The organism is Alcanivorax sp. DG881, assembly GCF_000155615.1.
Classification (GTDB): domain Bacteria; phylum Pseudomonadota; class Gammaproteobacteria; order Pseudomonadales; family Alcanivoracaceae; genus Alcanivorax.
On record NZ_DS989915.1, the window covers coordinates 2,145,731 to 2,158,569 of the forward strand.

Consider the following 12,839-nt stretch of genomic DNA (forward strand, 5'->3'; position numbering starts at 1 on the left):
AACGCACTCCCTACTCCTTGTTGAGAATCAACTTGTCATAAACAAAGCCACCCGTCGGCACAGTGACATCAAATTCATCAACGATGGGATAGATGTCCCGCGGCGTCGCCGCTTCATCCGGGGCACCAGGAGTGCCACTAACGACAGCATAGTCCGGCCCATCCGCCACTCTCTCTTCTTCATTGCGACGTGACTCAACGGACTCCAGCACCGCCTTGAGCGGACCACTCTCGATGTCATAACCCCTGTCACCTTCGATATGCTCTGCCAGCCACTGAATCGCATCCCGTTCGTTACCAGGCTTGATCGGAACGCAGACCCTCACCCAGGGGCTGTTGAGAAATTCATTACGTCGATTGTCGCCGTCCAGCTGGATCGCCCATTTCAAAGAGCTGCCCAGGGGAGCAGGGTCACTCTCAGCAGTAATTTCATAGGGTGGCCGCTCCAGTCCTGTCGCAGAAGCGGCGTAACGTGGACGCCACCAGGAAGGGTGCATGTAGAGAAAAATACCGTTGAGGTCAAAATAGCGGTGAAAATACTCTAGTTCTGTAGGTGTTGGTTCTGACGGGTTAGCCGGATTGGCAAAAAGATGCGAGACCATCCGGTTCATGATTTCATAGCGCTCTTCCTGGCGTAGATCGGCCGCCGGGCGCTTGGGGATTTTGCTTCTCTCCGTGATCAGAGTCCTTTCCCGCTCGAACTTTTTCTGTAACGATTCTTCCCGAATTTCTTCTCTTAACTGCTCCTTCGTTGCCTCCCACTCCAATATCGCCTGACTGGATGGTAACCAGGAGTAGGTATAACTCACATTGACGTTATGGCTGTCACCAGGCGAAACACCCACCGCAACAACAAACAAGCCGCTGTCCGGATCCTCCCCTTCCTGCCAGCTGATGTTATTACGGGGCGATGGCGCGTGATCTTCCTTGCCACCGCTTTCAAGGTCCGTAATGCTGTCGATAGCAACAGAATCAATACTTCTTCCTGCAGGAACCACTACACCAATCGGCACATACCACGTCTCATGGGAATCGCTCCACTCAAGCGTTGCAGATGTGGTACCGGTTTCCTGTCCGCCTTCCGGCTTGGGTGGTGTTCCCGGCGGCACATCCGGGATGGAAATATCCTGCCCTTCCCGGAAATGAACAAATTTGCTTCTTGCCAGTCCGGCACCTGGGTTACGGACATATAACTGCCAGACCATCCTTGGCCCCAGGTCCTGAACCTTCACCCTCACTTTTCTCAGTACGCGTCTCAAGCCGTAATTAACGGGTGTATCACCGTTGTTCTGGATCAATCGCCGCGATGAATTCGTTGTTGTGGTTTCTTCAAAGGCACGGGTGCGAACCGAAACAGATTTTCGGATTCTCTCCGAAGCACGAAAGGTGGTTTCCTTGAGACGTTTCTTGGTGCGTTCGGTATTTCGCTCCCGCGAACTATTAAAGTTCGTCGATACATCCGCGCCAAACTGGTACACCCCGACCTGACCACTAAAATTCGCCGAAATCGCCACTTCAGAGCTATTTCTTACCATCGTCGCGGTGCGGTCAGACACCTCATCCAGATTGCGCTGTTCACGCGCTTGCTCGGATTCAGTCACCAGGCCAACTTCATTGATTTCCTCGAAGGACTGACGGCGAACCGTTTCGGTGATAACTTCCAGAGTTTCCGCTGGCGCCACCGTGAACGACTCTTCAATCGGCCCAAACCCTTCTTCCGTATTGAAGAATAGCTGGCGGTAATAATGGGCGATGCCGATAGGCGACAATGCTTCTTCTACTCGCCCAGGAAGAAAGCCAAACGCTTTGCCAAGCACATCCTTTTTGATGGCTTCATCCAGGGTATTCCGACCCTCCAGCCAGCGCCCGATTGCACCGTCAAAACCTTTCAGAATTTCCAGCCTGGCCTGGTGGAAATCCAGCGAATCATCCGCACCAATATCCATGCCACTGAATACAACAGCAGGCGCTTTTCGTTGCTGCAGTGTTTTTCGACTGTTACCAACCGGTTTACGCACCATCCTAAATGCACGCCTGATCAAACCGGGATTATTATTGTCCGTTACCCCCTCGTTTCCAGGCACATCGAGATTCATGGGACGCAACCGATCCACGCCGTTGAGGAGAATTCGATCTCCTACCTGTACAGCATCAGGAAACGCCTTCAGCTTGAGGCGACGCGGACTCAGATTGCTTATATCCATAGGATCTATGGATTCTTTCGCCAATTCTTTATCAATGGCTGCTGACAACATTTGCCTGCTGGGTAACTTTTGCCTCTTCCAGTTATTACTTAGACTTAACGCCGCAACGGTCGACATATCACCCAGCTCTGAAAGACGAGCGGTGGCGGGCATACGATTCGCCATTACGGCACTGAGGTTCAGCAAGGCGCCGCCAGAAATCCAGCGCAGGAAAAGGGGCTCATAAGATGCGACAGTCAGAGTCGCGTAGGCATCTGAAAAGGGCTTCAGCGTCGTGGTCATGGTCACCTCCTTGTTACCGTTATCCACTCCGTTAACATTAGCAACTCCCCAATGGCATGGAACGAGCAACTACCGATAACGTGGAGAGGTTCGCACTTTGCCCCCCGACAGACGGTTTATCTGTACGCCCGCACCAAATTGATGAGGCATCAGACCGCCCTTTGTTGCGTCCCAACGCCTGCCATGCAAGCATAACGGCCTTTAATTACCCTGCCGGCCAAATAACGTCGCCAGCAGCTCAACCAATGAAGAACGATCATGTCCAACCATTCCGTAATCAGCACCGACAAGGCTCCGCAAGCCATTGGCACCTATTCCCAGGCCATCAAGGCTGGCTCTACCGTGTATCTGTCCGGCCAGATTCCACTGGTGCCGGAAACCATGGAGCTGATTGAAGGCGACATGGAGGCGCAGATCGAGCAGGTGTTTTCCAATCTGATCGCGGTGTGTGAAGCCGCTGGCGGCAGCCTGCAGGACATCGTAAAGCTGAATATCTTCCTCACCGACCTGAGCCACTTTGCGCTGGTCAACGAGGTCATGGCACGGCATTTCACCCAGCCTTATCCGGCTCGGGCGGCCATCGGCGTGGCGGCGCTGCCCAAGGGCGCCGGCGTAGAAATGGACGGTATTCTGGATATTGCCTGATCCGCTGCACGCACCACGCGCCATGCAACACGCCCGCCCTTGTGCGGGCGTTTTTGTTGGTGCGACCCTCCGAAAGGAGGGGAGACAGAACGACTTGAAAGGCGCACCATCGAACAGACGGTGGGCGGACAGATGTCCGCTTGCGTTAATCCCGCAACACTTATTTTCGCAACATAAGGGAGAGCGATATGGATACCGCGACCCACGACCTCAACACCCTGTTTGATCAGCTCGGCCTGGCCAGCAGCGACCCCGATATCGAAGACTTCATCCACCAGCATGGCGGCACACTCACCGACAGCATGCACCTGCATCAGGCACCGTTCTGGAATGAATCCCAGGCACGATTTCTCGCCGAGGCGGTTCGCGAAGACGCGGAGTGGGCAGAGACTGTGGATACGCTGAGCGCCCTGTTAAGGCATTGACGACAACCTCGGGCTACGCGTGACGCGTGACGAAAAGCTTGGTTGCCGCAGGGCGCGCCTGCAAGTGGAAACTACCTTCAAACATGCGAATCCCTTGCAGGCCTGCTCTTGCGGCGGGTCATGCGCCCGGCCTTACCCGATCGGTAACAGCAGCAGTATTCGGTCGAAGAAGATGCAATAAAGCAGCAGCGGCACCGGCAAACCGATCAGCGTGCCGAGCATGTAGTGGCGTAACGTCACCCCGCTGAGCGCCAGCGTGTAATTCAACGCCGGCATGGTCTGAAACAACAGACGCAACAAGGCCACGCTGCGTACCGGGTGGCTGTCCAGCCGCGCCAGAATCTTGCGGGCGAGGGGGCTCTGGATATCCCGCAGGGCACTGCCGCCCAGCCCGCGCACCAGCACATAGGTCACCAGGCAGGACACACAGGCGGCAATATAAGTCGCCAGCCCACCCATCACCGTTCCCAGCGCCAGGATGGCCGCCGCCAGAAAGATCCAGCCGGGCAGCTGAATCAGGTTACCGATCACGAAGACCACCACAAAGGCAATGAGACCGGTGATCGGGTTGGCTTCCAGTTGCGCGCGCAGGAACGACACCGACAGCTGCTCACGCAGGCCGGTAAGCTCTACCGTAATCAGGACCAGCGCCAGCACCATGGCCAGCATGATCAGCCGCCGATAGCGCCCCAGAGAAAGTGTCATCATCACAACCGTTTTGCCTTTTCTTGCCTCGCACTATGGACAGTGTAAGCCGGCACGGCCAGCAAAACGTGAAGGGGGACGTTTCAAGTTGAAAGTTGAAAGTTGAAAGTTGAAAGTTGAAAGTTGAAAGTTGAAAAGTGCAGGATTCTTGGGATGCCCGCCAGTGCCCACGATGAGTTCAAGTTTAGATTGTTTCCCGGTACTGCGGCGCGGCTAAAGCCTGTTTCGGATGGCTCCCGGCAATGCCGCGCTTTTCAACTTTGAACATTCAACTCGCAACGCAAAATCACCCCAGATCCAGCTCGGAATCCAGCACCGCCTGATAGCCTTCCGGCAGCACATCGGCCCAGGCATCCAGGCCCTGGCGCAAACCGTCCAGGGTATCGGCCACCAGATTGGCGTGGCCCACCTTGCGGCCCGGGCGCACGCTCTTGCCATACCAGTGCACCACGCCCGGGTGCTGCAGCCAGGCACTTTCGAACGGGGTGCCGATCAGGTTGACCATGGCGGAGGGGCCATGCACATTCAGCGCGTGCAGGGGCACACCGGCCAGGGCATGAACGTGCAGGTCGAACTGGGACCAGTCCGCCCCTTCATGGGTCCAGTGCCCGGAGTTATGCACTCGCGGAGCAATTTCGTTGACCATCAACTGGCCATCGACTTCAAAGAATTCCACCGCCATGACACCGGCATAGTCCAGCTCTTCCATGATGCCCTTGAGCATCTGTTCCGCCGGCTTTTGCAGGTCGGCACAGGCATTGGCCGGGGCCAGGCTCAGGCGCAGAATGCCGTCCACGTGCCAGTTGCGGGTGAGTGGGTAGAACAGGGTTTCGCCGCTGATGCTGCGCGCGCCGACAATGGACAGCTCACGGCGGAAGGGAATTTTCTTCTCGACGATGGCCTTGCCGGCCAGCTCGGCGGCGGGCACGGCGGACAGGTCGCCCCCCTCCCCCACAATCCAGGTACCACGACCGTCATAGCCGCCGCTTCGCGCCTTCACTACCACACCGCCGAACTTCGCTACTGCGGCCTGCAGGTCATCGGTCTTGTCCAGGCTCACCCAGGGCGCCGTGGGAATGCCCAGCTTGTCGAGCATGGCTTTCTGGGTGAAGCGGTCGGGGATTACTTGCAGGGCACCCCGGGCGACGCAACGATCGCTCTGGGCCAGCTCCGCGGAAAACCCGGTGCCCGGGAAGGCTTCACGTTCCACGGTAATCACCGGGTAACGCTCCTGACACTCTTCCCAGCTGATCGGCACAGCCAAGTCAGAAGTGCCCGGCAACAGCAGCGCCCGTTCCGGATCGTAACGGTCCACCACCAGCCCCAGTCGGGCTGCGGCTTCTGCCATCATCAGGCCAAGCTGGCCACCACCAAGAACAAGTACGCGATTCATAGCAGATCCGTCAGAGCAAACAGGGAAAAGAACAGCGCCGGGGAATCAGCCCTGCCCCAGCTCGGCATTGGCCAACACTTCATCCGCGCGGGACGCTTTCCAGTCGGCGATTTGCTGCAGCAGCTCGGGGTTGTCCGCCGCCAGCATCTGGGAGGCCAGCAGGCCGGCATTCCAGGCGCCCGCTGCGCCGATGGCCAGGGTGCCCACGGCCACGCCTTTGGGCATCTGCACGATGGACAACAGGCTGTCCCAGCCAGACAGGGTACGGCTTTTCACCGGCACACCGAGCACCGGCAGCGGTGTCAGCGAAGCAATCATGCCCGGCAGGTGGGCCGCGCCCCCGGCACCGGCAATGATCACCTTGTAGCCGTTCTCGTGGGCGCTTTTGGCAAAGTCATACATGCGCTGAGGGGTGCGGTGAGCCGATACCACTTCGGCCTTCCAACCCACATTGAACTGGGTCAAGGCGTCACAGGCTTCTTTCATGGTCTCCCAGTCAGACTGGGAGCCCATTACCACGGCAACCGGCGTGCTCATTCGCGTTACTCCATCGCGCCCATCACGGGCTTTTGCGGCGCATCGGGATCACCCCCGGCACCGACACAGAAAAATTTGAGGCGCACACTTTACTAATGCCAGCGCCGGAGGCAAGTCTATCGGCGAAAAAACAACCAATGATGACGTTCCCGGCCGACAGATGGGCGATTTTAGCGTGATTTGGCCGGGAATGCGCTTTGCAGAGCAGCTACAAGCTGCAAGCGGCAAGCTACAACGCGAAAAATGGCCGTAGACCATTCAGCGCCATGCCCGCGTCCAGCTTTCGGTGAAGCCAGCGCGTTAAACACATTCTCTACGCCCCCAGCCGTAGGAGATTGTAGCTTGAGGCTTGTCGCTCATCTATCCGCCAGCACCTGTGCATAACCCTCCGGGTAACCCGGATAGCGCAAGGTGTAGTGCCCTTGCTGGATATACAGGCTGCGCACCTGTTTGCCGGCGGCCGGTGCATCCGGTACGGCCAGCGTCAGGCCCTGCTGATCCGCCAGCCATTTCAGCACATCCAGATTGCGGCCACCCACTGCATCGGTGCCGATCACCAGCGGCGGCATGTCCCGGCCCTCCAGCCAGCCCAGCACCACGCTGTGCAGCAGGCCCACGCAATCGTCGCGATGAATGCGGTTGGTCCATTGAGGCGTCGGCAGGCTTTCTTCACCCCGGGCCAGCCTGGCCGCCTTGTCGATCTGTCGATAGCGGCCCGGCCCATAGATGCCGGTGAAACGCACCACGGTACTGAGGCTGCGGGTGCTGATTTCCTCTTCTGCCGCCAGCAACACCTTGCCGTTATATCGGCTCGGCCGCGGCGGCGTCAGTTCATCCACCACTCCGTCCACATCGCCGAACACCGCACTGCTGGATACGAAGACCACCGGAGGCAGCGGTTGCTGGCGTCCCAACGCTTCCAGCAGCGTCAGCGGCGCCCGCACATAGGCCTGCAAATAGCCTTCTTCGCTGTACTCGGAGGGCGTCATAATAATAACCAGCAAATCCACCGGGTCCGGAGGCAGCATGGCTGCACCCTCGGTGAGATCCTGGCTGTACAGCTCCACTCCGGCTGGCGCCTGCGCGCCGCGACGGATGGCACTGATGCGGTGGCCGTTAGCGATTAACTGTTCGGCCAGGCCGGCGCCCAAATCCCCCAGCCCGGCAATCAGAATATGAGACATAGAAAATCAATTGATAGTTAATAATGAATAATTAACCACGGAACCCCGCCAGCACCACACCCGCGAGTTATTCAGAGGTTCCTTAACTATTCATTATTAACTAATACCCCCTCTGGCATCCCTCTTTGCAGAGGTGCACAATGCAGAAACCATCGGTTTAACGTATCGACGCCATGACACTAACAGAACTTCGCTATCTAGTCGCCCTGGCCCGCGAGCGCCACTTTGGCCACGCGGCCCAGGCCTGCAACGTCAGCCAGCCCACCCTCAGCGCCGCCATTAAAAAGCTGGAAGAGCAGCTGGGTATGCCCCTGTTCGAGCGGCGCCCCCGTGAAGTGGTGGTGACGCCCCAGGCCGAGCCCATTGTCGCCCAGGCCCAGCGTGTGCTGGAACAGGCAGATCTGCTCTCGCAGATGGCCATGAGCCAACGCGACCAGCTCGGCTCACCGCTGCGGGTCGGAGCGATCTTTACCGTCGCGCCCTATCTGTTCCCGACCATGGTGCCCCGGGTGCGCGAAGCCGCCCCGGAAATGCCGCTGTTTATCGAAGAAAATTACACCCATGTGCTGCGCCGCAAGCTGGAACACGGCGAGCTGGATGCCATTATCGTGGCACTGCCTTTTTCCGGTGGCGGCCTGGTGCGGGCGCGCATGTACGAGGAATCCTTCTCTGTCCTGCTGCCCGGCGACCATGCCTGGACGGCGCAGAAAAAAATCGCCCCGGAACAACTGCTCGACGAAACCCTGCTGCTACTCGGTGAAGGCCACTGTTTCCGTGACCAGGTGCTGGAGCTGTGTCCAGCCATCGACTCCCAGCACCAGCGCAACCTGGTACAGATCGAAGGCGGCTCCCTGGAAACCCTGCGCCATATGGTCGCCGGCGGGCTGGGCATTACCGTGCTGCCCAATTCGGCTCTCCACCAGCATGGCTACGACAAGGACACCTTTGCGGTGCGTCCGTTTGAAGAGCCGGTTCCTTCCCGGACCATCGCCCTGGTCTGGCGCGATAGCTTCCCTCGGCCCAAGGCCATCGAAGTGCTGCGCCAAGCTGTGCCCAAGGAAGGACTGTCGGGGTAACAGTTTCGAGATGCGAGTGACGAGTTTCGAAGACCCTGCCCGGTTTTGCATTGCGCAACGCGCTCCTCGCCGCTCGCTGTCGGGAACCGCTTGATCCATGGCCAGTGATTCTCTCTCCAGCCTGCCCCTTAGCCGCCTTAAAGGCGTGGGGCCGGCGGCGGCCGCGAAACTGGCCAAGCTGGGCCTGCATAATCTGGAAGATCTGCTTTTCCACCTGCCCTTTCGCTACGAAGACCGCACCCGCATTTCCCCCATCGGCAGCTTGCGCCCGGAAACCGGTGTCGTCATCGAAGGGCAGGTGATGGCCGCCGATGTGATTTTTGGCCGCCGCCGCTCACTGCTGTGCAAAGTGGCGGACGGCACCGGCATGGTGACGCTGCGTTTCTACCATTTCACCGCCGCGCAGAAAAACAATCTGGAGCGCGGCAGGACCATTCGCGTCTACGGCGAGCCCCGCCCCGGCTCCGCCGGCCTGGAGTTCTACCACCCGGAATACCAGCTGGATTATGCCGACAGCGGCCTGCCGCCACTGGAAAAAGCCCTGACCCCGGTATACCCCACCACCGATGGCGTCAGCCAGAAGACCCTGCGCAACCTTACTGGCCAGGCTCTACATTACTTGCATGCACACCCGCCCCAGGAATTAATCCCCGCGCAATTGCTGGATCAAAGCGGATTACCCAGCCTGACCCAGGCGCTAAGCAAGCTGCATAACCCGAACCCGGATGACCCGGTGAACCTGCTGCTGGAAGGCAAGCACCCGGCGGTGAAACGGCTGGTCATGGAAGAGATGGTCGCCCACCAGTTAGGCATGCTGCAAAAACGGGCCGGACAAAAAGCCTTCCATGCCCCGCGATTGAGCGGCCGGACGCTGTTTGAAAAGCTCCAGGCCAGTCTGCCCTTCGCCCTGACCGGGGCACAGCAACGCGTCATCGGCGAGCTCATGGGCGACATGGCCAAGCCTCACCCCATGCTGCGGTTGGTGCAGGGGGACGTGGGATCAGGCAAGACGCTGGTGGCAGCGGCGGCGGCCCTCGCCGCCATGGAGTCCGGTTACCAGGTGGCCCTGATGGCGCCCACCGAACTGCTGGCCGAACAGCACCGGGACAATTTTCGCCACTGGCTGGCGCCGCTAGGCATCGAGGTGCACTGGCTGGCGGGCAGCCTGGGCGTCAAAGCCCGCCGGGAAACCAATGCCGCACTGGCTAATGGCAGCGCCCGGATTGTCGTCGGCACCCACGCCTTGTTCCAGGAGGCGGTGCAATTCCACCGGCTCGGACTCACCATCATTGATGAGCAACACCGTTTCGGGGTGCAGCAACGTTTGGCCCTGCGTGAAAAAGGCCGCTTTGATACCGTCAACGGCAGCCAGGTGCCCCACCAGCTAACACTCACCGCCACTCCCATTCCCCGCACCCTGGCCATGAGCGTGTACGGCGACCTGGATACCTCGGTGATCGACGAAATGCCGCCGGGACGCAAGCCCATCGATACCTTGGTGCTACCGGAAAGCCGCCGCCCCCAGGTGATCGAACGGATCAACGATGCCTGCCGCCCTGACAGCGGCAGGAAAAACACCCAGGCGTACTGGGTCTGCACGCTCATCGAGGAATCCGAAGAACTGCAGGCCCAGGCGGCGGAAGCGACCTTCGAGGAATTGCAGATCGCCTTGCCGGACCTGTGCATAGAGCTGGTCCACGGCCGCATGAAAGCAAAAGAGAAAGCCGAACGAATGGCCCGCTTTTCCCGGGGCGACGCACAACTGCTGATCGCCACTACGGTGATCGAAGTGGGTGTGGATGTCCCCAACGCCACCCTGATGGTGATGGAAAATGCTGAGCGACTGGGCCTGGCACAATTACACCAGCTGCGCGGACGAGTGGGGCGAGGCGGCGAGCAAAGTTATTGTCTGCTGCTGTACAAGAACCCGCTGTCGCTCACCGGCAAACGGCGGCTGGCGGTAATGCGCGACACCACCGACGGTTTTATTATTGCCGAAGAGGATTTGAAACTACGCGGCCCCGGGGAATGGCTCGGCACTCGCCAGACCGGGGACCTGGCGTTTCGTATCGCCGACCTGGTCCGCGATGAAGCCCTGATGGAACCGGCCAAAGACGTGGCCAACAAACTGATGCACGACTGCCCGCAGTGGGTTGAGCCGCTGCTGCGTCGTTGGTTGAAAGGTGGGGAGAATTTCGCAGATATCTGAATAAAGAATTTAGTCGAGTTACGTCGCTACGCGACTAACCCGACCTACAAAAAATCATTGCCCGGAAAGAATTTTCACCGGAATCCATTGGGTTTTTGTCTGCATCAGAAAACCGTTATTTACCCAACTCTTCAGCACCGTATCCACTTGCTGTTTCAGTTCGCTGTCATTCTTGCGCATTACCCACGCCAGCTGTTCCTTGGTAAGGGGCTTGTACAGGCCCAGCAACTTCACCGGGTACTCTCGCTTGTTAGCCAGGTTCCAGACCGTGGGCGCATCGTGAATGAACGCATCAATGTCACCGTTAACCAGGGCCTGGGTCGCTTCAGTATTGCTGTTGAATCCCCGGGTCTGCGCATCCATGGTCTCTTTCACGAACGCCTCACCGGTGGTGCCATTTTTGTAACCCACCCGGTACTGCCCGGTAAACAAGGCGCCGGGCGTGGCCAGCCGGGCAGCATCGTCGAGACGGATCATCGCCATCTGGCCGATCGTGGTATACGGCAAACTGAATGCAAACGCCTTCTGGCGGGCAGGCGTTATGGATATGCCGGACATGATGATATCGATTTCGTTATTTTTCAGCGCCGCAAACAAGTCACTCAATTGCGTGTATTCATGCAGAGAAAAGGGGCGCTCCAGGTCCTGTGATAACTGCTCGGCAAAATCCCGCTCCAGCCCCACCACCTTGCCTTCTTCACGAAACACCAGCGGCGGATAATCGGGCATGACACCAACCCGCAAGGCTTCGCCTTCCAGCTCACCATGACCATTACTGCTGCAGCCGGCCAGCAGGCCCACCGCCAGCACCAGAATCCATCCCATTCGTTTCATCATTCTTTGTGCATCCTGTTGTCTTTATGGAATCAATCTTCGCACCAGTGCGGCCTTTCTTTCCCACTAAGGCATGGAAGGCAAGGCACCTTCAAGGTGTTCCGGGGTCGCCATGCCCCGCATCCATTTCACCGTAGTGATCTGCCAGTCCGGATCTGCGGCTTGCAGGGCAGCCAGTACACCGGGCAAATGGGCCGCACCGTAGGTGATGTAAATGCGCTGGCTGTCATCAGCGATAATCCGCTGTGCCAGCTTCCGGTTGCGGAAAGCAAGAATGACTTTATCCAGCGGCCGGGGCTCATGCTCGCTCTGATCGCCCAGCGCAATGGCAAAGGCACCGCGACACAAAATACCGATCAGTTTTTTCTGTTCATCGGTGGCAGAAGCATGCCAATCCAGCAGGGCGGCAACTGGATCACTGGTATCCGTGGAAACGGGAGCCTCCCGGTCACGCACCTGCTCGGCGAAAGCCGGGTCCGTGGCCATCAAACGATCGTATTCCTGTTTCATTTCCAGGCTGGTGACATCTGCCGCCACGTGACGCTCTGGATGCTGCTGCGCATCCCGCTCCATCAGGCCAAAGTAATCGATCTGGAACTTCACCCCGCAAGCATCCGCCAGGACCTTGTAGTTCTCTGCCAGGTCACCGCCACCGGCAAGCTGTTCGGCGAACCAGGCATCGCCTTCCCCGGGTGAAGGTTGCACACCTTCGTAGTACAACCGGTAGCCGTCACTGAGCGCTTCTTCCAGATCATAGACCACCGATTTATAGAAACTCTCCATGCCCACATGGATCATGCCCTGAAAAACCACGGTTTTTTGACCATTCGTCAGCGTCGCCTGGGGCAATAGTGGCGGGTCGGCCTGCACCTTGTACGCCAGATAATAAATCGGCAACGCCGTGGCAATGGTCAACAAACAGAAAAAAACGCCCACGGATTTCAGCAGGCTGCGATTCTTTTTTTTGCCGAACAGCAAACGCAGCGTTCCGTTCAGCAGCAAGCCCAGCAACAATGCCAAGGCGGCAACGGCCAGTAACACCCACAGGGAAATGCTGAACAACACGGGCAAACCAAGCAGGAAAGCCCCCCCCACAACGAAGCAGATAATCGCGGACACGCCGATCCTGATCCGTACCCCCAACGGTAACGTCAACACATACCCCCCTTAATCATGTAGTGCAGAAAAATTCCCACAATAACCGGGTCAGTCCCGACCCCCTATCGCGCCCTCACCGGCACACACTATTATTTTGTCTTTGTACCTTGCCGTGAGCGATCACAGCCTAGACTGCCCGGTTTTAAGGAAAACCGCCACAGTCGTGGCCATGAGCGACTCTGCGACGC

Annotated in this window: 11 protein-coding genes; 4 read left to right on the forward strand and 7 right to left on the reverse strand. The window is 58.4% G+C overall.

Annotation, left to right across the window (positions count from 1 at the left end; genetic code table 11):
* Positions 1–10: 10 nt before the first annotated feature.
* A complete protein-coding gene (locus ADG881_RS09685) occupies positions 11–2,485 on the reverse strand; it encodes a hypothetical protein (RefSeq protein WP_007151446.1) in 2,475 nt (824 codons plus the stop codon).
* 258 nt (positions 2,486–2,743) lie between these two features.
* On the opposite strand from ADG881_RS09685, the gene ADG881_RS09690 reads away from it, so the two are divergent.
* A complete protein-coding gene (locus ADG881_RS09690) occupies positions 2,744–3,130 on the forward strand; it encodes a RidA family protein (protein ID WP_007149408.1) in 387 nt (128 codons plus the stop codon).
* Positions 3,131–3,318: 188 nt separating this feature from the next.
* Positions 3,319–3,555: a DUF2789 domain-containing protein gene (locus ADG881_RS09695; protein WP_007151378.1), complete on the forward strand. Its 237-nt coding sequence runs from the start codon at positions 3,319–3,321 to the stop codon at positions 3,553–3,555.
* A 132-nt stretch (positions 3,556–3,687) separates the two neighbouring features.
* On the opposite strand, the gene ADG881_RS09700 is transcribed toward ADG881_RS09695, so the two are convergent.
* From ADG881_RS09700 to ADG881_RS09715, 4 genes are all read right to left on the reverse strand, one after another.
* Positions 3,688–4,263: a TVP38/TMEM64 family protein gene (locus ADG881_RS09700; RefSeq protein WP_007150950.1), complete on the reverse strand. Its 576-nt coding sequence runs from the start codon at positions 4,261–4,263 to the stop codon at positions 3,688–3,690.
* Between the two features lie 283 nt (positions 4,264–4,546).
* Complete coding sequence (locus tag ADG881_RS09705; RefSeq protein WP_007151533.1) at positions 4,547–5,653, reverse strand: 5-(carboxyamino)imidazole ribonucleotide synthase; 1,107 nt, start codon at positions 5,651–5,653, stop codon at positions 4,547–4,549.
* 45 nt (positions 5,654–5,698) lie between these two features.
* Positions 5,699–6,190: a 5-(carboxyamino)imidazole ribonucleotide mutase gene (gene purE, locus ADG881_RS09710; protein ID WP_007150426.1), complete on the reverse strand. Its 492-nt coding sequence runs from the start codon at positions 6,188–6,190 to the stop codon at positions 5,699–5,701.
* 356 nt (positions 6,191–6,546) lie between these two features.
* On the reverse strand, positions 6,547–7,374 hold the full coding sequence (locus ADG881_RS09715; RefSeq protein ID WP_007150471.1) for an NAD-dependent epimerase/dehydratase family protein: 828 nt from the start codon (positions 7,372–7,374) through the stop codon (positions 6,547–6,549).
* 173 nt (positions 7,375–7,547) lie between these two features.
* Here ADG881_RS09715 and ADG881_RS09720 point away from each other — a divergent pair, with 173 nt between their 5' ends.
* A complete protein-coding gene (locus tag ADG881_RS09720) occupies positions 7,548–8,450 on the forward strand; it encodes a hydrogen peroxide-inducible genes activator (protein WP_007151432.1) in 903 nt (300 codons plus the stop codon).
* A gap of 97 nt (positions 8,451–8,547) precedes the next feature.
* On the forward strand, positions 8,548–10,659 hold the full coding sequence (recG, locus tag ADG881_RS09725) for an ATP-dependent DNA helicase RecG (protein ID WP_007148934.1): 2,112 nt from the start codon (positions 8,548–8,550) through the stop codon (positions 10,657–10,659).
* Between the two features lie 54 nt (positions 10,660–10,713).
* Here the strand turns inward: recG and ADG881_RS09730 are convergent, their stop codons facing one another.
* Positions 10,714–11,496 carry an ABC transporter substrate-binding protein gene (locus ADG881_RS09730; RefSeq protein WP_007151061.1) on the reverse strand — a complete coding sequence of 261 codons (783 nt, stop codon included), beginning with the start codon at positions 11,494–11,496 and terminating at the stop codon, positions 10,714–10,716.
* 63 nt (positions 11,497–11,559) lie between these two features.
* The gene (locus tag ADG881_RS09735) at positions 11,560–12,612 is read right to left on the reverse strand and encodes a hypothetical protein (RefSeq protein ID WP_007151019.1); all 1,053 of its coding nucleotides are present in this window, start codon (positions 12,610–12,612) and stop codon (positions 11,560–11,562) included.
* Positions 12,613–12,839 lie beyond the last annotated feature (227 nt).

What these genes read in the sequence shown, in the direction of transcription:
- ADG881_RS09690 (WP_007149408.1), top strand. Translation starts at nt 2,744, where the DNA reads ATGTCCAACCATTCCGTAATCAGCACCGACAAGGCTCCGCAAGCCATT.
- ADG881_RS09685 (WP_007151446.1), bottom strand. Translation starts at nt 2,485, where the DNA reads ATGACCACGACGCTGAAGCCCTTTTCAGATGCCTACGCGACTCTGACT.
- ADG881_RS09720 (WP_007151432.1), top strand. Translation starts at nt 7,548, where the DNA reads ATGACACTAACAGAACTTCGCTATCTAGTCGCCCTGGCCCGCGAGCGC.
- purE (WP_007150426.1), bottom strand. Translation starts at nt 6,190, where the DNA reads ATGAGCACGCCGGTTGCCGTGGTAATGGGCTCCCAGTCTGACTGGGAG.
- ADG881_RS09715 (WP_007150471.1), bottom strand. Translation starts at nt 7,374, where the DNA reads ATGTCTCATATTCTGATTGCCGGGCTGGGGGATTTGGGCGCCGGCCTG.
- ADG881_RS09700 (WP_007150950.1), bottom strand. Translation starts at nt 4,263, where the DNA reads ATGATGACACTTTCTCTGGGGCGCTATCGGCGGCTGATCATGCTGGCC.
- ADG881_RS09730 (WP_007151061.1), bottom strand. Translation starts at nt 11,496, where the DNA reads ATGATGAAACGAATGGGATGGATTCTGGTGCTGGCGGTGGGCCTGCTG.
- recG (WP_007148934.1), top strand. Translation starts at nt 8,548, where the DNA reads ATGGCCAGTGATTCTCTCTCCAGCCTGCCCCTTAGCCGCCTTAAAGGC.
- ADG881_RS09695 (WP_007151378.1), top strand. Translation starts at nt 3,319, where the DNA reads ATGGATACCGCGACCCACGACCTCAACACCCTGTTTGATCAGCTCGGC.
- ADG881_RS09705 (WP_007151533.1), bottom strand. Translation starts at nt 5,653, where the DNA reads ATGAATCGCGTACTTGTTCTTGGTGGTGGCCAGCTTGGCCTGATGATG.